Below are 21,725 nucleotides of genomic sequence, written 5' to 3' on the forward strand. Positions count from 1 at the left end.
TACGATGGTCGGCGTGCCAAACGTGACCCGCGCCGACGCAGCAGCCGCCGTGCGCAACCCCCTCGCTTTCATCGCCGCACGCTGGACCCCGACACCCCGGACGGTTCAGCGGGCGGCCCTCGCCGCGCTCGTCATGTCGGTGGTCATCGTGGTCACCGGCGGCGCAGTACGGCTGACCGGCTCGGGCCTCGGCTGCCCGACCTGGCCCAAGTGCACCGCCGACTCCCTGACCGCCACCCGGGAGATGGGCCTGCACGGCGTCATCGAGTTCGGCAACCGCCTGCTCGCCTACGTGCTGTGCGCCGCGGTCGGCTGGGCGATCATCGCCGCGCGCTCCGAGAAGCCCCGTCGGCGCAGCCTGGTCCGGCTGGGCTGGGCGCAGTTCTGGCTCGTCATGGGCAACGCGGTGCTCGGCGGCATCGTCGTGCTCGTGGGCCTCAACCCGTACACGGTCGCGGCCCACTTCCTCCTGTCCTCGGTCCTGATCGCGGTCGCCACGGTGATGTGGCGGCGCACCCGGGAGGGCGACGAGGCGCCGCGTCCGCTGGTCGGCAAGGTCGTGCAGCAGCTGGTGTGGTTCCTGGTCGGCGTCACCGCCGCGCTGATCGCGGTCGGCACGGTGGTCACCGGCACGGGTCCGCACGCGGGCGACTCCAGCGAGGTGCCGCGCATGGACCTGCCGATGGGCATGACCTGGGAGGACGTCAGCAAGGTGCACGCCGTCCTGGCCTGGATCGTGGTGACGCTGACCTTCGCCCTGTGGTTCGTCCTCAAGGCGGTCGACGCCCCCAAGGGGCCGCTGAACCGCACGCGTGACCTGTTCCTGATCCTGCTCGCCCAGGGCGCCATCGGCTACGTCCAGTACTTCACGGACCTCCCCGAGGTGCTGGTCGGTGCGCACATGTTCGGCTCGTGCCTGGTGTGGATCGGCGCGGTGCTCGTGCTGCTGTCGCTGCGTGAACGCGGGCCGCTCGACCAGGCCGACGACGTTTCGGCCCCGGCGACTCAGGCGTACGCCGCCACCAGTGCGTCGATGGCCGGCCCCAGGTAGCTCCTGGTCAGCTCGCCCCGCCGGGCCGTCCACTGCCCGGCGGGCGGGACGGGATCCCCGTAGCGCCGCCGACGGATGTCCTCGACCACCTCGACGGGCGCCCCGAGAGCGGGCAGCACCTCCAGGGCCTCCCGCTTGGTGATCAGACGGCCCTCCCGCAGGGTGACGCTCGCGCGGGCGAAGGTCGTCAGGCCTACGTCCACCCAGGCGTCCTACGTCCACGGCCGCGCCCTGCGCACCACCGGCCGCCAGAACTCCCGCTGGTCGCGTACGACGAAGTCGTTGAGCTCCCCGTCCGGCACGGGCGGCAGCAGGCCCGTCGGCGGCGCCCCGTGCAGAACCCGGCCGAAAGCGTGCAGTTCGCGGCGGGTGACGGGGGTGACCGGCCGGCGCATCAACCGACGGTGGGCCCAGGTCAGATGCGGTCGCCCGGAGTCGTCGAGGGCGTCGGGAGTGAGATAGCTGCAGTGCAGCTTGGCGGCGAGCGGCTCGGCGCGCAGCCGGTTGTGCAGCACCGCCACACGCCACACGGCGCTCGGCGTCAACGGCCCCGGCACCACCGCGATCAGGTCGAGGTCACTGCGGCCCTCCTGGTAGTCGCCACCGGCGAGCGAGCCGTGCGCCCAGACGGCGACGGGGGCCAGAGCCCGGAGCTCGGCGAGAAAACGGTCGAGTAACGCAGCGGTCGGCATGAACCCAGTCTGGACACCTCACTCCAGCCCGTACACCCTGCGCGCGTTCCCCGCCGCGATCAGCCCGGCGACCCGCTGCGCGTCCTCCAGCGACCAGGCGCCGTCGGCCACCCAGTTTCCCAGCACCCGCCCCAGGGCCTCCCGGAACAGGCGCGCTCCCACCACATGCAGCTCGGGCAGCCCCTGGGCGCCGCTCGAGAAGAGGATCTTGCCGAAGGGGGCCAGCTCCAGGATCTCGGCGAGGACGGTCGCAGCCCGGGCGCCGGTGCGCACCAGGGCCGCGCCCGAGTCGGCGTAGACATGCGGGAAGACGCCGGCGAGGTGGGCGGCGTGGCGGTGGTACGGGTAGCCGTGCAGCAGGACCAGGTCGGTGCCCAGGCCGGCCGTCGCCCGCACGAAGTCGGTGAGCAGCACCGGATCCGTACGGTCGATGCGCAGTCCCGGCTCACCGAGTCCCGCGTGCAGTTGGAGCGGCAGCCCGGAGGCGACCGCGATCCACAGCAGGTGCCGTAGCAGCACCGGGTCGCTCAGCTCCCCGCCGACCCGGCGTGCGGCCAGCCAGCGGCCCGCCGCGCCCCGTACCTCACCCGGCCCCGGCGGCTCGGGCGCGAGCGCGAGGCCGTGCCTGACGCCCGCCACGGACGTGAAGGCGACGGCGTTCGCGGCGGCTCCGTGCACCGACTCGGCGAGGTTGGCGAGGAACGACTCGACGGTGCCGGAGGTGTCGGCCACCTGCTCGGCCAGCAGCTCCAGACGGACGATCTCACGCGCCTCGGCGGTCGAGGCGGAGGCCATCTCGGAGGGACCGGTGAGGTCGCCGGGCAGCCCGGTGTCGACCAGGTACGTGGTGATTCCGCTGCCACGCAGCAGACGCCGGACCGCATCCGGTACGCCGAGTTCGCGACGCCGGGCGAGATAGCGGGCAGGCGGGCAGTGCGGCTCCAGGCCGAGCAGCGGGGGGCACCATCTCCGTACGGCGAAGCCGGTCTGGGTGTCGAAGAGGGTGGTTCCGGGGGCGGGTGGGCCCTCGGTGCGGGACAGCTGGGCCTCGAAGGTGCCGAGGCCCAGCTCTGTTGTCAGGACGCCGTGGCAGTACTGGTCCACCAGGGACGGCGTTTCGATCATCCGGGCTCCCCGTGGCTCGTGCGGTTACGAGTCCTAACGGGTGAACCGGGGGTGAGGTGTTGCGTTCGGGTGCCTGTTCGGCCGCGGGCCCGTGGTTCAGCCGCCCACCTGGATGCCGGCCATGCGCTTCCATTCGTACGAGCCCGTCTTCACCTTCGCCGCGAACTCGCCGTCGAAAGCCTCGTGGACGGTGATGCCGGACCTCTGCACGGCCTGCTCCGCGATCGCGTACGTCGGCGCCACCAGGTCGCCCCAGCCGCCGTCCTCGCCCACCAGGACGATCCGGGCGCCGCGGTCGCCGATGTACGCGACCTGGCCCTCGGCGCCGCCGTGGGCCTTGGCGAAGGCGTTGATCTGCTTGGCGAGGCGGGCCACCTTGCGCTCGGCCTTCGCGTCAACCTGCTGCGTGTCTCCCATGGCCAGGATGCTACCGACGAGTAGATCAAACGGCGACGGGCGGGGTGCGTGGCCTTGACCACGCACCCCGCCCGTCGACGAGTGCTATCGCAGGAAGGGGTCCACCGCCACCGCCACGAACAGCAGCGACACATAGGTGATGGACCAGTGGAACAGGCGCATCTCCTTGAGCTTGGCGCCCGTGACCTCGGCCTGGGCGCGCGCCTGCAGCGCGTGGGCCTCCCACAGCCACCAGCCGCCCGTCACCAGGGCCACCACCGTGTAGAACCAGCCGGTGTAGCCGAGCGGCTGCAGGAGCAGTGACGCACCGACCATCACCCAGCTGTAGAGGACGATCTGCCGGGCGACCACCTTGTTCGAGACGACGACCGGAAGCATCGGCACGCCCACGCGCGCGTAGTCGTCCTTCACCTTCATCGACAGCGGCCAGTAGTGCGGCGGCGTCCAGAAGAAGATGACGAGGAAGAGGATGGCGGCGGCGTACGACAGGGAGTTCGTGACCGACGACCAGCCGATGAGGACGGGCATGCAGCCCGCGATGCCCCCCCACACGATGTTCTGCGACGTACGCCGCTTCAGGATCATCGTGTAGACGACGACGTAGAACAGCAGGGCGCCCAGCGACAGCCACGCGGACAGCCAGTTGACGAGCAGTCCGAACCAGAGCGTGGAGACGACGGCGAGGGTGATGCCGAAGACGAGGCCCTCTCGCGGGGAGACCATGCCGGTGACCAACGGCCGCTGCGAGGTGCGGTCCATGAGCGCGTCGATGTCACGGTCGATGTACATGTTCAGCGCGTTGGCGCCGCCCGCGGACAGATAGCCGCCCATGCAGGTCGCGAGTACCAGCCAGAGGTCCGGCACACCCTGCTCGGCAAGGAACATCACCGGGACCGTGGTGATGAGCAGAAGCTCGATGATCCGCGGCTTGGTCAGCGCCACGAACGCCTTCACACGGGCCCCGAACGGCCGGTGGGTCGGGCTCGTCCCGGTTACTCCCGCAGGACGGGATTCAACGGCCGTCACGCACACCCCTGACAGAGACATCCCAGCAAGCCTCCCCGTGTGAAGTCCCGGTAAAGGCTCGCGCGTACCACGCCACTGTAGACGTTGCCCATACTGCGGCCTTCGCGGGGGTGGGTCGTGTTGGGCGGTGCGCTCAGGGGTGCATGCCGGGGGCCGATTGAGCAGTCGGATGAGCGGCTCCGTATTCATTTGCCGAATGCGGAATGGCCCGGTCGGGGGGCGGATCCCCGCGACTCCCGGCAGTCTGGAATGACGCGAGAAAACGCACGTTCTTACGGGGGTAGGCTCGACAACGGCCGGTGGGCGCGATGTACACCGGCAGCCGGTGTACGTCCAGGTCACCGGCCTTCGACATGTGGAGAGGAGCCCTGACCCAGGGTGAGCACCAAGCCGACCACCACAGACCTCGAGTGGACCGAGCTGGACCAGCGGGCCGTCGACACCGCCCGCGTCCTGGCCGCCGATGCCGTACAGAAGGTCGGCAACGGCCATCCGGGTACGGCGATGAGCCTCGCGCCGGCCGCCTACACCCTCTTCCAGAAGGTGATGCGGCATGACCCGGCGGACGCCGACTGGGTGGCGCGGGACCGTTTCGTGCTGTCCGCCGGCCACTCGTCCCTGACCCTCTACACCCAGCTGTACCTGGCCGGCTTCGGCCTGGAGCTGGACGATCTGAAGGCCTTCAGGACGTGGGGGTCGAAGACCCCGGGCCACCCCGAGTACGGCCACACCAAGGGCGTCGAGACCACCACCGGCCCGCTCGGCCAGGGTGTCGCCAACGCGGTGGGCATGGCGATGGCCGCCCGTTACGAGCGCGGTCTGTTCGACCCGGACGCCCCGCAGGGCGCGTCCCCGTTCGACCACTTCGTCTACTGCATCGCCGGTGACGGCTGCCTCCAGGAGGGCATCTCCGCCGAGGCCTCCTCCCTCGCGGGCCACCAGAAGCTCGGCAACCTGATCCTGCTGTGGGACGACAACCACATCTCGATCGAGGGCGACACCGAGACCGCGGTCTCCGAGGACACCGTCAAGCGGTACGAGGCCTACGGCTGGCACGTCCAGCGCGTTGCTCCGAAGCCGGACGGCGACCTCGACCCGCACGCGATCTACAACGCGATCGAGGAGGCCAAGAAGGTCACGGACCGGCCGTCCTTCATCGCGATGCGCTCGATCATCGCCTGGCCCGCCCCGAACGCGCAGAACACCGAGGCCGCCCACGGCTCGGCGCTCGGCGACGAGGAGGTCGCGGCCACCAAGCGCGTCCTCGGCTTCGACCCGGAGCAGTCCTTCGAGGTCTCCGACGAGGTCCTCGGCCACACCCGCAAGGCCCTCGACCGCGGGCATCAGGCCAAGGCCGAGTGGGAGAAGTCCTTCCAGGAGTGGCGCAACAACAATCCCGAGCGCGCCGCCGAGTTCGACCGCATCAGCAAGGGCGAGCTGCCCACCGGCTGGGAGGAGAAGCTCCCGGTCTTCGAGCCCGGCAAGGGCGTCGCCACGCGTGCCGCGTCCGGCAAGGTGCTGCAGGCGCTCGGTCCGGTCATCCCCGAGCTGTGGGGCGGCTCGGCCGACCTGGCCGGCTCGAACAACACGACGATCGACAAGACGTCGTCGTTCCTCCCGGCGGACAACCCGCTGCCGGAGGCCGACCCGTACGGCCGGACCGTCCACTTCGGCATCCGCGAGCACTCGATGGCCGCGGAGATGAACGGCATCGCGCTGCACGGCCACACCCGTATCTACGGCGGCACGTTCCTCGTGTTCTCCGACTACATGCGCAACGCGGTGCGCCTGTCCGCGCTGATGCACCTGCCGGTGACGTACGTGTGGACGCACGACTCCATCGGCCTCGGCGAGGACGGTCCGACCCACCAGCCGGTCGAGCACCTGGCCTCGCTGCGGGCGATCCCGGGTCTGAACGTGGTCCGTCCGGCGGACGCCAACGAGACGGCGATCGCCTGGCGCGAGATCCTCAGGCGCTACACCAAGGAGTTCGGCAAGGGCGCCCCGCACGGCCTCGCGCTCACCCGCCAGGGCGTGCCGACGTACGAGCCGAACGAGGACGCGGCGAAGGGCGGTTACGTCCTGTTCGAGGCCGAGGGCGGCAAGCCCGAGGTCATCCTGATCGCGACCGGTTCCGAGGTGCACGTCGCCGTCGAGGCGCGCGAGCAGCTCCAGGCCGACGGCGTGCCCACGCGGGTGGTGTCCATGCCGTCCGTGGAGTGGTTCGAGGAGCAGGACCAGGGGTACCGGGACAGCGTCCTGCCGCCGTCCGTGAAGGCCCGTGTCGCGGTCGAGGCCGGTATCGGTCTCACCTGGCACAAGTACGTCGGGGACGCCGGCCGCATCGTTTCCCTCGAGCACTTCGGTGCGTCGGCCGACGGCAAGGTCCTTTTCCGCGAGTTCGGCTTCACTGCCGAGAACGTGGCCGCCGCCGCCCGGGAATCGATCGCCGCCACCCGGCGCTGACGCTCATATACGACACGTAGGAGATGCAATTTCCATGACAGACGCACTGAAGCGCCTCTCCGATGAAGGCGTCGCGATCTGGCTGGACGACCTGTCGCGCAAGCGGATCACGTCCGGCAACCTCGCCGAGCTGATCGACCAGCAGCACGTCGTGGGCGTCACCACCAACCCGACGATCTTCCAGAAGGCGATCTCGTCGGGTGACGGGTACGAGCAGCAGCTCGAGGACCTCGCCGCCCGCAAGGTCACCGTCGACGAGGCCGTCCGCATGATCACCACGGCGGACGTCCGGGACGCCGCCGACATCCTGCACCCGGTGTTCGAGGCCACCGGCGGCAAGGACGGCCGGGTGTCGATCGAGGTCGACCCGCGTCTCGCCCACAACACCAAGGCGACGATCGCCGAGGCCAGGCAGCTGGCCTGGCTGGTGGACCGGCCGAACACCCTGATCAAGATCCCGGCCACCAAGGCGGGCCTGCCGGCGATCACCGAGACGATCGGCAACGGCATCAGCGTCAACGTCACGCTGATCTTCTCGCTGGAGCGCTACCGCGAGGTCATGGACGCCTACCTCTCCGGTCTGGAGAAGGCGAAGGAGAAGGGCCTCGAGCTCTCCCTGATCCACTCGGTGGCGTCCTTCTTCGTGTCCCGGGTGGACACCGAGATCGACAAGCGGATCGACGCGCTCGGCACGCCCGAGGCCAAGGCGCTGCGCGGCAAGGCCGCCGTCGCCAACGCGCGGCTCGCCTACCAGGCGTACGAGGAGGTCTTCGGCTCGGACCGCTGGAGCGCGCTGGAGAGCGCGGGCGCGAACAAGCAGCGTCCGCTGTGGGCGTCGACCGGTGTGAAGGACAAGGCGTACAAGGACACCATGTACGTCGACGACCTGGTCGCGCCGAACACCGTGAACACCATGCCGGAGGCCACCCTGCTGGCCACCGAGGAGCACGGTGAGATCACCGGCAACACCGTCGCCGGTACCTACGAGCAGGCCCGTGCCGATCTGGACGCGGTCGAGCGGCTCGGAATCAAGTACGACGACGTCGTCCAGCTGCTGGAGGACGAGGGCGTCGAGAAGTTCGAGGCGTCCTGGAACGACCTGCTGGCGTCGACCGAGGCCGAACTCAAGCGCCTCGCCCCTTCGGAGGGCTGAAACCTTGTCGAGCAGCAACCCGCTGCGTGACCCCGCAGACCGACGGCTCCCGCGTATCGCGGGGCCGTCGGGCCTGGTCATTTTTGGCGTCACGGGCGATTTGTCACGAAAGAAGCTGATGCCCGCGGTGTACGACCTCGCCAACCGGGGTCTGCTGCCGCCGGGCTTCTCGCTGGTCGGGTTCGCCCGCCGCGAGTGGCAGAACGAGGACTTCGCGCAGGTGGTCCACGATGCCGTCAAGGAGCACGCCCGTACGCCGTTCCGCGAGGAGGTCTGGCAGCAGCTCATCCAGGGCATGCGCTTCGTCCAGGGCACCTTCGACGACGACGACGCCTTCGAGAGGCTGCGCGGCACGATCGAGGAGCTGGACAAGGCGCAGGGCACGGGCGGCAACTTCGCCTTCTATCTGTCGGTGCCGCCGCGGTCCTTCCCCGTGGTCATCCAGCAGCTGAAGAAGCACGGTCTTGCCGACCAGCGGGGCGGCTCCTGGCGGCGCGCGGTCATCGAGAAGCCCTTCGGCCACGACCTGAGGTCGGCCGAGGAGCTCAACAAGGTCGTGCACGAGGTCTTCGCCCCGGACCAGGTCTTCCGCATCGACCACTACCTGGGCAAGGAGACCGTCCAGAACATCCTGGCGCTGCGGTTCGCCAACACGATGTTCGAGCCGATCTGGAACCGGTCCTTCGTCGACCATGTGCAGATCACGATGGCCGAGGACATCGGCATCGGCGGCCGGGCCGGCTACTACGACGGCATCGGCGCCGCCCGTGACGTCATCCAGAACCACCTGCTCCAGCTGATGGCGCTGACCGCGATGGAGGAGCCCGCCTCCTTCGGCGCGGACGCGCTGGCAGCGGAGAAGACCAAGGTGCTCGGCGCCGTGCGGCTGCCGAAGGACCTGGGCCGCGACACCGTCCGCGGTCAGTACGCGGCCGGCTGGCAGGGTGGCGCGAAGGTCATCGGCTATCTCGACGAGGACGGTATCGACGCCCAGTCGAAGACCGACACCTACGCCGCGATCAAGCTGGGGATCGACAACCGCCGCTGGGCGGGCGTCCCCTTCTATCTGCGCACCGGCAAGCGCCTCGGCCGCCGCGTGACGGAGATCGCGGTGGTCTTCCAGCGCGCCCCGCACTCCCCCTTCGACACGACGGCCACCGAGGAGCTGGGCCAGAACGCGATCGTCATCCGCGTCCAGCCCGACGAGGGCGTCACCGTCCGCTTCGGCTCCAAGGTGCCCGGCACCTCCATGGAGATCCGGGACGTCTCCATGGACTTCGCGTACGGCGAGTCCTTCACGGAGTCCAGCCCGGAGGCGTACGAGCGGCTCATCCTGGACGTCCTGCTCGGCGACTCGAACCTCTTCCCGCGCACCGAGGAGGTCGAGCTGTCCTGGAAGATCCTCGACCCGATCGAGGAGTACTGGGACGGCAACGGCAAGCCCGCGCAGTACCCGGCGGGAACGTGGGGTCCCGTCGAGGCGGACGACATGCTCGAACGAGACGGACGGAGCTGGCGCCGGCCATGAAGATAGACCTCACCGACACCACCGCCAGCAAGATCAACAAGGCGCTCGTGCAGGGCCGCCGCGCCATCGGCACACCCGCCGTCGGCATGGTCCTCACCCTGGTCATCGTCACCGACGAGGAAAACGCCTACGACGCCCTGAAGGCCGCGAACGACGCCTCGCACGAGCACCCCTCGCGCACCCTCGTCGTCATCAGGCGCGTCTCGCGCTCGCCGCGCGACCGCACGAAGTCCCGCCTGGACGCCGAGGTCCGGGTGGGCGCCGACGCGGGCACCGGCGAGACGGTCGTGCTGCGGCTGTACGGCGACGTGGCCGACCACGCCCAGTCGGTCGTCCTGCCGCTGCTGCTGCCCGACGCCCCCGTGGTCGTCTGGTGGCCGGTGCACGCGCCCCTCGACCCGGCGCAGGACCCCCTCGGTGCGCTGGCCCAGCGCCGGGTCACCGACTCGTACGCGGCCGAGCAGCCGGTGCGGGACCTGGCCGTCCGCGCCAAGACCTACACCCCCGGTGACACAGACCTGTCGTGGACCCGCATCACGCCCTGGCGCTCGATGCTGGCCGCCGCCCTGGACCAGGTGGACTGCGAGGTCACGGGCGTGGAGGTGGAGGGCGAGGAGTTCAATCCGAGCTGTGAGCTGCTGGCGATGTGGCTCGCGGACCGGCTGGACGTCCCCGTCAGGCGCTCGTTGTCCTCCGGCCCGGGTCTCACGGCGGTCCGCATGGACACCGACTGCGGTGCGATCGCACTCGACCGCGCGGACGGCTCCCTGGCGACCCTGTCCATCCAGGGGCAGCCGGACCGTGCGGTGGCGCTCAAGCGCCGGGAGACGGCCGAGCTGATCGGGGAGGAGCTGCGGCGGCTGGACCCGGACGACACCTACGCGTCGGCGCTGCGGTACGGCGTGGACCGGCTGAACCCGTCGAGCGGCAAGGCCGCGGAGGCCGGGCCGCCGGCCAAAGGAGAAGCAGTCGCGGTCCGGGCTCCCGTCGAGACGGCTGCGAAAGCTCCCGCGAAGGACGCGGCGGCGCCGGCACCGGTGAAGAAGGCGGCGGCGAAGTGAACACTCCCCAACTCGTGGTCCATCACGACAAGGAGCTGATGGCGCAGGCCGCCGCGGCCCGGCTGATCACGAAGATCGTGGACGCCCAGGCCTCGCGCGGCAGTGCGTCCGTCGTGCTGACCGGCGGCCGCAACGGCAACGGCCTGCTGGCCGCACTGGCCGCCGCGCCCGCCCGGGACGCCATCGACTGGGGCCGCCTGGACCTCTGGTGGGGCGACGAGCGCTTCCTTCCCGAGGGCGACCCCGGCCGCAATGTCACCCAGGCCCGCGAGGCTCTCCTCGACTCCGTCCCGCTGGACCCGAAGCGCGTGCACGCCATGCCCGCGTCGGACGGCCCGTACGGCTCGGACGTGGACGCCGCCGCAGCCGCCTATGCCGAGGAACTGGCCCGCGCGGCAGGCCCCGAGAACCACGGCGCGGTCCCCACCTTCGACGTCCTGATGCTGGGCGTCGGCCCGGACACCCACGTGGCCTCGCTGTTCCCGGAACTGCCCGCCGTACGGGAGACGGACCGCACGGTCGTCGGCGTCCACGGCGCCCCCAAGCCCCCGCCGACCCGCGTCACCCTCACGCTGCCCGCCATCCGAGCGGCCCGCGAGGTCTGGCTCCTGGCCGCCGGCGAGGACAAGGCCAACGCCGCGGCGATCGCCCTCTCGGGCGCCGGCGAGATCCAGGCCCCGGCCGCCGGCGCGTACGGCCGCGCCCGCACTCTGTGGCTGCTGGACTCGGCGGCGGCATCCCAGCTGCCGAGGTCGCTGTATCCGCCGGCGTCACCGTGACGGACGGGGCGGCACGGGGTTCCGGCCCCTGCCGCCCCTGCCTCTACTTCACCGATCCCGCCATCACCCCCTGCACAAAGTGCCGCTGGAAGGCGAAGAACACCGCCACCGGCACGATCAGCGACACGAAGGCGCCCGGCGCCAGTACGTCGATGTTGCTGCCGAACTGCCGGATCTGTGACTGGAGTTCGACGGTCAGCGGCTGTGCGGAGCTGTCCGCGAACAGCAGGGCCACCAGCATGTCGTTCCAGACCCACAGGAACTGGAAGATGGCCAGGCTGGCGATGGCGGGCCGGCCCACCGGCAGGATGAGGCGGGTGAAGATGCGCCACTCGCTGCCGCCGTCCATGCGTGCCGCCTCCAGCATCTCCTTCGGTATCTCGGCGAAGTAGTTGCGCAGCAGGAACACCGCGAACGGCAGACCGTAGGCCACGTGGAAGAGCACCACGCCCGGGATCGTGCCGAACAGCCCCAGCTGGCCGAAGAGTTTGGCCACCGGCAGCAGGCCGATCTGCACCGGCACCACCAGCAGCGCGACCACCAGCAGGAAGAGCGGCTCGCGGCCGGGGAAGTCCAGCCAGGCGAAGGCGTATCCGGCCAGTGCCGCGATGACGACGACCAGCGCCGTGGCCGGGACCGAGATCAGCACGGTGTTCCAGAAGGCCTGTGTGATGCCGGCGTTCTCCAGCAGCGCGGAGTAGTTGTCGAAGGACAGCTGGCCGGGGCTGGTGAACACCGTCCACCAGCCGCCCTTCGCCGTGTCCTCGGCGGACCGCAGCGACGACAGGAACAGGCCGGCCAGCGGGGTGAGCCAGATCAGACCCATCACCACGAGGAAGGCCTGGACCAGGCTGTTGCCCAGGCCCCGTCGGACGGCGTTCATCGCTGACTCCTTCGGAAACGGCGGACGTTGAAGACCATCGCGGGGATCACCAGGAGCAGGAGCAGCACACCGAGCGCACTGCCGAGCCCCTGGTCGTTGCCCCCGCCGAAGGACACCAGCCACATCTGCGTCGCCAGGACGGTCGCGTCCTCCTGCACCGGGCCGGGCGCGATGATGTAGACGAGGTCGAAGACCTTCATCACGTTGATCACGAGGGTCACGAACACCACGGTCAGCACCGGCGCGAGCAGCGGCACCGTGATCTTCCGGAAGATCTGCCACTCGTTGGCGCCGTCCATCCGCGCCGCCTCCAGCGCGTCCCGGGGCAGCGTCGACAGCCCCGCGCCGATCAGCACCATCGCGAAGCCGGTCCAGATCCACAGATACGCGCCGATGATCGCGGGCGTCACCAGCGCCGGCCCCAGCCAGGAGACGCCCTCGTAGGGCGGGGCGAAGTTCGAGGCGGGCAGCCGCACCGTGTACGAGCCCGCCTCCAGCCCCTCGAAGCGGAAGGAGCCGTCGGACGCGGTGGTCGTCGTGCCGGCCGTCCTCCCGTCGCGCACCGCTTCGACGGTCATCTCCGGCAGCCCGCTCTCCCGCCGGTCGACCCTGCCCTGCTCCCCTCCGCCGCCGGGCGTGAAGTCCAGGTACACGACTCCGCGCAGCTCACCGGGGGCGGCCTTGCGTTCGGCCGCCGGGTACGCGGGCCCGGCATCGCCGGGCAGGTCACCGGGCAGCACGCCGACCAGGCCCAGCGCCACCGTGTCCCCCGGCGACACGCCCGCGGTCGTCCGGTACGCCCCGCCCGCCTCCTTGGTCATGCCCTGGCCGTCGCGCGCCCGGGCCGTCGGATAGGACGACGTGCCCTGGAAGGCGTCGTGGACGCCGACCACGGCGGCGTTCAGGACACCCTTGTCCGGGTCCTCGTCGTAGGCGAGCCGAAAGATGATGCCCGCGGCGAGGAAGGACACCGCCATCGGCATGAACAGCAGCAGCTTGAACGCCGTCGCCCAGCGGACCTTCTCCACCAGGACGGCCAGGATCAGCCCCAGCCCGGTCAGCAGCATGGGCGCCACCACGACCCAGATCGCCGTGTTGCGTACGGCCTTGAGCGTCGCCGGATCGCGGAACATCTCGGTGTAGTTGTCGCCGCCGACGAACTGTGTCCCGGAGGCGTCGAAGAAGCTGCGGCCGACGGAGAACAGCACGGGGTACACGACCAGCGCACCCAGCAGGAGCAGCGCGGGGAAGACGAACAGCAGGGCGACGATCCGCCCCCGACGCCGCGGGCGCCGGCCGCTTCCGGCACCGGCGGCGGCCGGAGGGCTCGCCTCTTTCACGAGCGTTGCGGTCATGGCGTCAGTTCCCGTACGCCTTGGCCGCCGCGTCCTCCAGCTCGGCGGCGGTGCCCTTCGGGTCCGCGGGGTCGCGCAGGAAGTCCTGCAGGATCTTCCACTCGCCCGCGCCCTTGGTGCCGCCGAAGGCCGCCGGCGCCTGGTCGGACATGTCGAAGCGGACCGAGTCGCCCGCGCCGACCAGGGACTCGGCGGTGGCCCGGGTGACGTCGTCGCCGTAGGAGGCGAGGTCGAGCTTCTTGTTCGGGGAGAGGAAGCCGCCCGCCTCGGCCCACACCGCCGCGGCCTCGGGGGTCGCGAGGTACTCCAGGAGCTCCATGCCGGCCTCGGCGTTCTTGCCGTCCTTCAGGACGACGGCCGCGTCGCCGCCGCTGACGACCGGCGCGGTGCCGCCGTCGACCGCGGGGAACGGGAAGAAGTTCGCGTCCTCGCCGATGCTCTTGCCGAACTGGTCCTTGGCGACGCCGGCGACGAAGTCGCCCTCGTAGACCATGCCCGCCTCGGGCTTCGGCCCGAACACCTTCTCCACCGAGCCCGGGAAGTCGGTGTTGAGGGCTCCCTTCTGGCCGCCCGCCACCAGCTGCTTGTCCTTGAACAGCTTGCCGAGCGTGGTGAGCGCCTCGACCACGGTCGGGTCGGTCCACTTCAGCTCGTGCGCGGCGAGGGCGTCGTACTTCTCGGGTCCGGCCTGGGAGAGGTAGATGTTCTCGAACCAGTCGGTGAGCGTCCAGCCGTCCTGCCCGGCGACCGCGAAGGCGGCGAGCCCGGAGTCGGAGACGGTCTGACCGGCCTCCAGCATCTCCTCGTACGTCTTCGGCGGCTCGACCCCGGCCTGGGCGAGGGCGTCGGGGCTGTACCAGACGGTCGACTTGTGGGCCGCCTTGAAGTACAGGCCGTACAGCGTGCCGTCGACGCTGCCGTACGTCTTCCAGACATCGGCGTAGTTGGCGTCGACGGACTGCTGTGCGGTCTTGGACAGCGGCTTGAGCCAGTCCTCCTTCGCGAACTGCTGGAGCACGCCGACCTGCGGGACCATCACGACATCGGGGGCGTTGCCGCCTTCGATCTTGCTGCCGACGACGGTGGAGACGTTGTCCCCGGTGGAGACGAACTGGGTCTTGGCTCCGGTCTTCTCGCTGAAGGCGTCGAGCACCTTCTGGAAGTTCTCCTGCTCGCTGCCGGACCAGACGCCGGCCACGGTGACCGTCTGGCCGCTGAGCGCCTTGTCGCCGCCGCCGGCCGTGACCGGGCCGCCGCCGCAGGCGGTCGCGCCGAGCGCCAGGACGAGGGCGGTGCAGCTCGTGAGCAGGGTGGTACGTCGTCGCATCATCGTTGATGTCCCTTCGGGTTATGGGGAGTTGACGGAAGATCAGAGGTCGTTGATCCACCAGGCGGCCGTCGAGCCGGGCAGCACCCCGGCCGGACAGGGGCCGCTGGACAGCAGCGGGGTGCCGGAGACCGGCGCGGGCGTGGGGGCGGTGCCGAAGTTGACGGCACAGACCAGGTCGTCGCCGCGGACGAAGGCCAGGACACCGGGCGGGGTGTCCAGCCAGCGCAGCGATCCCTCGCCCAACTGGGGCAGTGAGGCGCGCAGTTGGAGGCCGTCGCGATACAGGTGCCAGAAGGAGCGGGTGTCGGCAAGGGCGCGGTCGGTGGCGTGCTCGGCGAACCACTCCGGCTGCGGCAGCCACGGCTTGGCGCCCTCGACCCCGGAGGTGAAGCCGAACGGCGAGGCCTGTCCCGACCACGGCAGCGGCACCCGGCAGCCGTCGCGGATCCGGGCCCGGCTGCCGGTGCGGCGGAAGATCGGGTCGGTGAGCACGTCGTCGGGCAGATCGACGACCTCGGGCAGGCCCAGCTCCTCGCCCTGGTAGATGTACGCGGCTCCGGGCAGCGCCAGCATCAGCAGCGCGGCGGCCCGGGCGCGGGCGGCGCCGAGTCCGCTGCCTTCGGTGGCGGGTTCGCCGTAGCGGGTGACGGTGCGGACCTGGTCGTGGTTGTTGAGGACCCAGGTGACCGTCGAGCCCGTGCCGGCTATGTCCTGCATGGCCTCGGAGATGACCTTGCGGAAGGCGTCGGCGTCCCAGGGGGCGCTGAGCAGGTCGAAGAAGAAGGCCTGGTGGAGCTCGTCGGCGCGGACGTACTGGGCGTGCTCGCGGGCGGTCGGTACGGACACCTCGCCGACCAGCAGGCGCTCGCGGCCGTCGCGGGCGGTGTGGTCTTCGCATATCGTGCGCCAGCGCCGCCACACCTCGTGCACCTCGGGCTGATTCCAGGCCAGCGGGTTGACCGAGTCGCGGGTGCGGGCGTCGGCCTCGGGGTCCGGGGAGTCGGGCAGCTCCGGGTGCTTGAAGAGCCCGGCGGCGACGTCGATACGGAAGCCGTCGACGCCCCGGTCCAGCCAGAAGCGCAGGATCCTCTCGAACTCGGCGGGGACCTCGGGGTCGCGCCAGTTCCAGTCCGGCTGCTCGGGCGTGAACATGTGCAGGTACCACTGGCCGGGCCGCCCGTCCGCCTCCGTCACCCGGCTCCAGGCCGGTCCGCCGAACATGGCGTGCCAGTTGTTGGGCGGCTCCGAGCCGTCGGGACCACGGCCCTCGGCGAAGTGGAAGCGGGCGCGGGCCGCGCTGCCCGGCCCGGCGGCGAGCGCCTCGCGGAACCAGGGGTGCTCGCTGGAGCAGTGGTTGGGCACGATGTCCAGCAGCACCTTGATGCCGAGCCGCCGGGCGGCCGTCACCAGCAGGTCGAACTCGGCGAGGTCGCCGAAGGTCGGGTCGACGTCGCAGTAGTCGGCCACGTCGTAGCCGTGGTCGTGCTGCGGCGAGGGATAGAAGGGGCTCAGCCAGATCCCGTCGACGCCGAGCTTCTTCAGGTACGGCAGCCCGGCCCGGACGCCGGCGAGATCGCCGATGCCGTCGCCGGTGCTGTCCAGGAAGCTGCGGACGTACACCTGGTAGATCACTGCGTCGCGCCACCAGTGGCGGGCTTCTGTGCGCTGGAGACTCACCCCGTTGACCTGTCTGTGCGAGCTGACGGTTATGCATGCATGTTAAGTAGACGTGTCGCGAGGGTGTCAACGAACAGGCGGAAAGCTTCTGGGAGGTTGGGCGAAGAAGTACTGATTTATCCGGGCATTCAGAGAGCAGATGAGACGTCGGCGTTACCTAACAAGTAACTACGAGGGTCGGCGAAGGGCTAGCGGCGGGAGATGGCGGCCAGCTCCCGCGCCAGCCGCCGCACCGCCGCCTCGGGCGTCTGCCGCCCGGTCATCGCGTCGTGCACGACCGCCTGCACCGCCAGGCTGACCTGGTCGTAGTGCGGGCTCTTGGGCCGCGGCGCGGCCGTGAGCACGCTCTCGCGCAGGGTCGGCAGGTACGGGAACTCCCTGATGAGCTCGGGATCCTCGTAGAGGTCGGCCCGTACGGGCGGCAGTGCGCCGCGGGTGAGGACCTGGCGCTGGACGCGCTCGCCGGTGAGGTACGCGATCAGGCGCGCGGCGGTGTCGGGGTGCCGGGCGTGTGCGGTGACGGCCAGGTTGGAGCCGCCGAGGACACTCGTCCCCGGCCCGTCCGGCCCCGGCAGCGGTACGGCGCCGATCTTCCCGGCGACCTTCGAGCCCTCGGCGGAGGCACCGACGTACGCGTACGGCCAGTTGCGCAGGAAGAGCAGCCGGCCGTCCTGGAAGGCCTGCTTGGACTCCTCCTCCTTGTACGTCAGCGCCGCTTTCGGTATCCAGCCCTCGCGCACCCCCCGCGCGAGGAACCCGATGCCCTCGCGGGCCGCCGCCGAGTCCACGGTGACGCGCGCGCCCTCGTCGCCGAGGATCGTGCCGCCCGCCGAGTAGACGGCCTCGGCCGCGTTGACGGTGAGGCCCTCGTACGGCAGGAACTGGCCGGCGTAGCCGTCGAGTCCGTACTTCGGGGCGATGGTCCGCGCGGCCCGCTCCAACTCGGCCCAGGTACGCGGCGGTGGGACGCCCTCCTTCGCGAGGACGTCCTTGCGGTAGAGCAGCAGCCCGGCGTTGGTGACGTACGGGACCGCGTAGAGCTGTCCGTCGTAGGTCGCCGTGTCGACGACCGGCGGCAGGAAGGTCCCCAGCCCGAAGCGGTCGCGCGGAAGGGGCCGTATCCAGCCCGCCCCGGCGAACTCCGACGTCCAGTTGACGTCGATGTTGAGGACGTCGAACCGGCTGCGGTCGCCGCCGCGCAGGTCCGTGACCATCTGCGCATGGGTCTCGTCGGCCGAGTCGGGCAGCTCGACGAGGGTCACCTTCTCGTCGGGGTGGGTGCGGTTCCAGCCCTGGAGGAGGGGGCCGAGATAGTTGGTGAGATCTCCGGCGGTGGCGAGCGTGAGCGGGCCGCGGCCGCCTCCGGTGTCCTCCTGCGCCTGGGCGCCGGAGGCGACGTAACCGGTCAGAACCACGAGCAGAACGAGAAGACCCCTACCGGCGGCGCGCATCCACCGCATAGGTTCCTCCCTGTACACCGGCCACGAGCATCTTCGCCCGGGTCAGAGGCCATGTATACCTGTTAGGTATGGGCGATACTAGGGTCTGGAGCACATTGACGAGACAGGAGGACTGCACGCGTGCGTCTGCCCCTCCTGGCCCTTCTCGCCCGTGGCCCGGCCCACGGCTACGAGCTCAAGCAGGACCTTGAGCAACTGCTGGGCTCCGCGTACCCTCAGCCGAACGTCGGCCAGATCTACGTCACCCTCGGCCGCCTCGAGAAGCAGGGACTGATCGAGGGCGAGGACGTCGAGCAGTCCAGCCGGCCCAACAAGAAGGTCTACCACCTCACCGAAGCCGGGCGTGAGGCGCTGCGCGCCTGGTTCGAGGAGCCCGAGGACGAGCCGCGGGTGCGGGACGAGTTCTTCATGAAGCTGGCGCTCGCTCCGCAGACCGGTATCGCCGACCAGATCGCCCTCATCAACAAGCAACGGCGCCAGTATCTGAACACCATGCGTCAACTGTCGAAGCTGGCCGCCGCCGAGGACCGGGACAACCGCATCGCCCACCTGCTGATCGAGGGCGCGATGCTGCATCTGCAGGCCGACCTCGACTGGCTGGAGCGGTGCCAGGAAGAGCTGGAGGAGCGTCAGTGAGCAACGGTTCCGCTCCCGTGCTGCGCGCCGAGGGCCTGGTCAGGACGCACTACGGCGAGGGCGCGCCCGCGCATGCCGTGCGCGGGGTCGACCTGAGCGTGCGGCGGGGGGAGTTCGTGGCGATCACCGGCCCGTCCGGTGCCGGGAAGTCGACGCTGCTGCATCTGCTCGGCGGGCTCCAGCGGCCGGATGAGGGAAGCATCTGGCTGGACGGTGAGTGCACCGACGCGTACAGCGAGGCGCGCTGGGCGGTGGAGCGCCGGAAGCGGATCGGGATCGTCTTCCAGTTCTTCAACCTGGTGTCGAACCTGTCCGTCGCCGACAACGTCGAGCTGCCCGCTCTCCTCGCCGGGGTGCCGCCGAAGCGGGCGCGCGCCGAGCGGGAGCAGCTGCTGGCCGAACTGGGGCTCGCGGGAAAGGAGCGCAGCATGCCGGGCGAGCTGTCCGGCGGCGAGCAGCAGCGGGTCGCGCTCGCCCGGGCCCTGGTCAACCATCCGCCCCTGCTGCTCGCCGACGAACCCGCGGGCAGCCTGGACAGCAAGGGCACCCGTGAGGTGATGCGGCTGCTGTCCCGCTTCCACCAGCGCGGCCAGACGATCCTGCTCGTCACGCATGACGCGCGGCTGGCGAGCGCCGCGGACCGGGTGATCAGCTTCTTCGACGGGCGGATCGCCGACGACGCGGAACTGGACGGCGGCCCGCCCCCGCGCCGATCCGGGATATCGGGTGTGCTGGAACTCAGGGACTGACATGCGGGCGTACGACCATGGCGCTGCCGTCGGGCCGAGGGGCTGAGGCCCGTGCGAGCCACCCTGCGCTGGGCACACTCCGATCTGCGCACGCATCGCGGCGAGGCGCTGTTCCTCGTTCTCGCCACGGCGGGCATCGTCGTGTCGCTGCTGCTGGCCACCGCCCTCTTCGGATACGCCACCAACCCCTGGCAGCGGGTCTTCACACAGGCCCGCGGCGCCCACGTCTGGCTGCACACCGACGCCTCCGCAGACACCCGGAAGCTCGCCGCACTGGACGGCGTCGAGTCCGTCGCCGGCCCCTGGCCCTCCGCCTCCGCCACCGTGGCCTCCCGGGGCACCCGGGCCTCCGTGGAACTGCGCGGCACCGGGAAGCTGCCCTCCGTCGGCCGCCCGCTGCTCACCTCCGGCCACTGGCTGGACCCCGCCACCCCCGACGGCGTGGTCCTGGAGAGCGGTCTCGCCCGCGCCCTGCTGGCCCAGCCCGGCGACCCGCTCACCCTGCCCGGCACCGCACGGAAGCTGACCGTCGTGGGCGTCGCCGACAGCGCCGAGCCCCGTTACCGGCCGGGTGAACAGCCCGGCCTGGTCTGGGCGCTGCCGTCCGCGGTGCCCGACCCCGGCGGACAGGTCATCGGCGTACGTCTGACGGACCCGGACGACACGGACTACGCCGTCCAGCGCGCCGTGACCCTGCTGGGCGCCGGGGCGATCGGCGAGGTCTCCACCTGGCAGCAGGCGCGCGCCGAGGCGCAGGGCGACAACCGGCTGCTCGGCCAGGTGCTGGGCCTGTTCGGTCTGGGCGCGCTGATCGCCGCCGGACTCGCCGTGCACGGGGCGATCGGCACCCGCATCCGCGGCCATCTGCGGGACATCTCCGTACTGAAGGCGATCGGCTTCACGCCCGGCCAGGTCGTCCGGGTCTTTCTGCTCCAGCATCTGGCGTACGCCCTGCTGGGCGCCGTGACCGCCGCCGCGCTCACCGAGGCGCTGGGCAGGCGGATCCCGGGGCGGTTCGGAGACGCGGTCGGCGTGTGGCAGGGGCTGCCCGGGCACACGGCCGCCCTCATCGCGGTACCGGTGGGCGCGGTGCTGTTCATCGGCGCGACCACCGGGCTCGCCGCATGGCGGGCGGGACGGGTGCCGCCGGTGCCCGTGCCCCGGCCCACGGCATCCCTCGGCGGCCGGCTGTCGGGCGTGGCGCGGCGCGCACTGGGCGTACGGGTGCCGCCCGCGCTGGTCCTCGGCTGGCACAAGGCGTTCACCCGCCGGCCCCGGCCACTGGGCACGGTCGCCCGGCTCGCGCTGCCGCTGCTGCTGATCGTGGTGGCGATGAGCGCATGGACCACCCTCGACCGCTTCCACAGCAGCCCCGAGCGGATCGGCCTCCCCGCCGCGCTGACCGTCCGGGCCGACGCGGGCCTGAACGACCGGGACGCCCGCGCCCTGCTGAAACGCGACCCGCAGGTCGCCGCCGCCTACCCGGGCGTCGAGGTGGCCGCCCTGGTACCGGGCCAGACGGCGACCATCGCCCTGCGCGGCCTCGGCACCCGAACGGACCCCTACCCGTACACGCTGGCCGAGGGCCGCCCCGCGCGCGGGCCCGACGAGGCGGTGGCCGGGCAGGGGCTGCTCGACCTGCTGGACGTACGGGTCGGGGACTGGGTGCGGATGACCGTCGGCGACCAGCCGCAGGTCCTGCACATCGTGGGCCGCAGCATCGAGCCGGAGAACGCCGGCCGGGTCGTCTCCACCTCCCTGGACACCCTCCGCGAGAACGACTCCGGCCTCCGCCCGACCCTCCACCAGCTCCGCCTGACCGCCGGCGCCGACCCGCACGAGGTCGCCGACCGACTCGCCACGGCCGGACGCGGCCACCTCGACGTGCACACCGTGACGAACCCGGCCGACGGGCTGTCCCCGCTGCGCGGAGTCGTCCTCGGGCTGATCGCCGTGCTCGCCCTGATCGGGCTCATCGAGCTGCTGACCGCGATCGGCGGCACGGTCCGCGAGGGCGAGCGGGACCTGCTGGCCCTGAAGGCGATCGGCCTGTCCCCACGCCAGATCACCGCGATCACGGTCACGGCCACCGGCTGTACGGCACTGGCGGCCCTGCTCGCCGCCCTGGCCCTCGGGCTGCCGCTGGCGCACTGGCTGATCGACGCCCAGGGCAGATCCAGCGGCCTCGGCGCCGGCATCGCCCAGGGCCCCTCCCCCGCCCTGCTGCTGCTCCTCGGGGCGTCCGCCGTACTCGGCGCGACCGCCCTCGCCGCGTTCCCGGCCGCCCGGGCGGCCCGGCGCCGCCTCGCGGACACGCTCAGCGCGGTGGCCTGAGCG

17 protein-coding genes and 1 pseudogene are annotated in these 21,725 nt (G+C 71.1%); 9 read left to right on the forward strand and 9 right to left on the reverse strand.

Annotated elements, in window-relative coordinates:
- Nucleotides 1-4 precede the first annotated feature (4 nt).
- Nucleotides 5-1,051, forward strand: a complete 1,047-nt coding sequence (locus tag ACFV7R_RS00815) for a heme A synthase (RefSeq protein ID WP_385258269.1) — start codon at nucleotides 5-7, stop codon at nucleotides 1,049-1,051.
- On the opposite strand, the pseudogene ACFV7R_RS00820 reads toward ACFV7R_RS00815, so the two are convergent.
- The 4 genes and pseudogenes from ACFV7R_RS00820 to ACFV7R_RS00835 all read right to left on the reverse strand — a co-directional run bounded on the left by ACFV7R_RS00820 (nucleotide 1,006) and on the right by ACFV7R_RS00835 (nucleotide 4,311).
- Nucleotides 1,006-1,743, reverse strand: a pseudogene (locus ACFV7R_RS00820) (nucleotidyltransferase domain-containing protein). The gene ACFV7R_RS00815 and the pseudogene ACFV7R_RS00820 sit on opposite strands and share 46 nt — an antisense overlap.
- Before the next feature lie 18 nt (nucleotides 1,744-1,761).
- Entirely contained in the window at nucleotides 1,762-2,868 is a 1,107-nt protein-coding gene (locus ACFV7R_RS00825) for an amidohydrolase family protein (protein WP_385258272.1), read from the reverse strand.
- Between the two features lie 96 nt (nucleotides 2,869-2,964).
- Nucleotides 2,965-3,285, reverse strand: coding sequence for a hypothetical protein (locus tag ACFV7R_RS00830; RefSeq protein WP_385258274.1), 321 nt, complete (start codon nucleotides 3,283-3,285; stop codon nucleotides 2,965-2,967).
- An 84-nt stretch (nucleotides 3,286-3,369) separates the two neighbouring features.
- Entirely contained in the window at nucleotides 3,370-4,311 is a 942-nt protein-coding gene (locus ACFV7R_RS00835; protein ID WP_129797266.1) for a heme o synthase, read from the reverse strand.
- Between the two features lie 378 nt (nucleotides 4,312-4,689).
- Between ACFV7R_RS00835 and tkt the strand changes: the two genes are divergently transcribed.
- Genes tkt through pgl form a run of 5 tightly spaced genes read left to right on the forward strand, consistent with a single transcriptional unit; the run spans nucleotide 4,690 to nucleotide 11,298 of the window.
- Entirely contained in the window at nucleotides 4,690-6,777 is a 2,088-nt protein-coding gene (gene tkt, locus ACFV7R_RS00840) for a transketolase (RefSeq protein WP_385258276.1), read from the forward strand.
- A 34-nt stretch (nucleotides 6,778-6,811) separates the two neighbouring features.
- Nucleotides 6,812-7,930, forward strand: coding sequence for a transaldolase (tal, locus tag ACFV7R_RS00845; protein WP_385258279.1), 1,119 nt, complete (start codon nucleotides 6,812-6,814; stop codon nucleotides 7,928-7,930).
- A 4-nt stretch (nucleotides 7,931-7,934) separates the two neighbouring features.
- Nucleotides 7,935-9,458: a glucose-6-phosphate dehydrogenase gene (zwf, locus tag ACFV7R_RS00850; RefSeq protein ID WP_385258281.1), complete on the forward strand. Its 1,524-nt coding sequence runs from the start codon at nucleotides 7,935-7,937 to the stop codon at nucleotides 9,456-9,458.
- Complete coding sequence (opcA, locus tag ACFV7R_RS00855) at nucleotides 9,455-10,519, forward strand: glucose-6-phosphate dehydrogenase assembly protein OpcA (RefSeq protein WP_385258283.1); 1,065 nt, start codon at nucleotides 9,455-9,457, stop codon at nucleotides 10,517-10,519. The genes zwf and opcA overlap by 4 nt, the downstream gene beginning before the upstream one ends.
- Nucleotides 10,516-11,298, forward strand: coding sequence for a 6-phosphogluconolactonase (gene pgl, locus ACFV7R_RS00860; protein WP_129797271.1), 783 nt, complete (start codon nucleotides 10,516-10,518; stop codon nucleotides 11,296-11,298). Before opcA ends, pgl begins: the two co-directional genes overlap by 4 nt.
- Nucleotides 11,299-11,341: 43 nt before the next feature.
- Here pgl and ACFV7R_RS00865 read toward each other — a convergent pair whose 3' ends face one another.
- The 5 genes from ACFV7R_RS00865 to ACFV7R_RS00885 form a co-directional block, all read right to left on the reverse strand.
- Complete coding sequence (locus tag ACFV7R_RS00865) at nucleotides 11,342-12,181, reverse strand: carbohydrate ABC transporter permease (protein ID WP_385258286.1); 840 nt, start codon at nucleotides 12,179-12,181, stop codon at nucleotides 11,342-11,344.
- Nucleotides 12,178-13,536 (reverse strand): carbohydrate ABC transporter permease, encoded by a 1,359-nt coding sequence (locus ACFV7R_RS00870; protein WP_385258289.1) that lies wholly within the window; start codon nucleotides 13,534-13,536, stop codon nucleotides 12,178-12,180. Before ACFV7R_RS00870 ends, ACFV7R_RS00865 begins: the two co-directional genes overlap by 4 nt.
- Before the next feature lie 4 nt (nucleotides 13,537-13,540).
- Nucleotides 13,541-14,866, reverse strand: a complete 1,326-nt coding sequence (locus tag ACFV7R_RS00875; RefSeq protein ID WP_385258291.1) for an ABC transporter substrate-binding protein — start codon at nucleotides 14,864-14,866, stop codon at nucleotides 13,541-13,543.
- Nucleotides 14,867-14,905: 39 nt separating this feature from the next.
- Complete coding sequence (locus tag ACFV7R_RS00880) at nucleotides 14,906-16,543, reverse strand: glycoside hydrolase family 13 protein (protein WP_385258294.1); 1,638 nt, start codon at nucleotides 16,541-16,543, stop codon at nucleotides 14,906-14,908.
- A 188-nt stretch (nucleotides 16,544-16,731) separates the two neighbouring features.
- Nucleotides 16,732-18,003, reverse strand: coding sequence for an ABC transporter substrate-binding protein (locus ACFV7R_RS00885; RefSeq protein WP_385258297.1), 1,272 nt, complete (start codon nucleotides 18,001-18,003; stop codon nucleotides 16,732-16,734).
- Between the two features lie 120 nt (nucleotides 18,004-18,123).
- On the opposite strand from ACFV7R_RS00885, the gene ACFV7R_RS00890 reads away from it, so the two are divergent.
- Genes ACFV7R_RS00890 through ACFV7R_RS00900 form a run of 3 tightly spaced genes read left to right on the forward strand, consistent with a single transcriptional unit; the run spans nucleotide 18,124 to nucleotide 21,722 of the window.
- A complete protein-coding gene (locus ACFV7R_RS00890; protein WP_385258300.1) occupies nucleotides 18,124-18,639 on the forward strand; it encodes a PadR family transcriptional regulator in 516 nt (171 codons plus the stop codon).
- Nucleotides 18,636-19,388, forward strand: a complete 753-nt coding sequence (locus ACFV7R_RS00895) for an ABC transporter ATP-binding protein (RefSeq protein ID WP_385258302.1) — start codon at nucleotides 18,636-18,638, stop codon at nucleotides 19,386-19,388. Before ACFV7R_RS00890 ends, ACFV7R_RS00895 begins: the two co-directional genes overlap by 4 nt.
- A 51-nt stretch (nucleotides 19,389-19,439) precedes the next feature.
- A complete protein-coding gene (locus tag ACFV7R_RS00900; RefSeq protein WP_385258305.1) occupies nucleotides 19,440-21,722 on the forward strand; it encodes an FtsX-like permease family protein in 2,283 nt (760 codons plus the stop codon).
- Nucleotides 21,723-21,725 lie beyond the last annotated feature (3 nt).

The organism is Streptomyces sp. NPDC059866 (genome assembly GCF_042731325.1).
GTDB lineage: Bacteria > Actinomycetota > Actinomycetes > Streptomycetales > Streptomycetaceae > Streptomyces > Streptomyces flavusporus.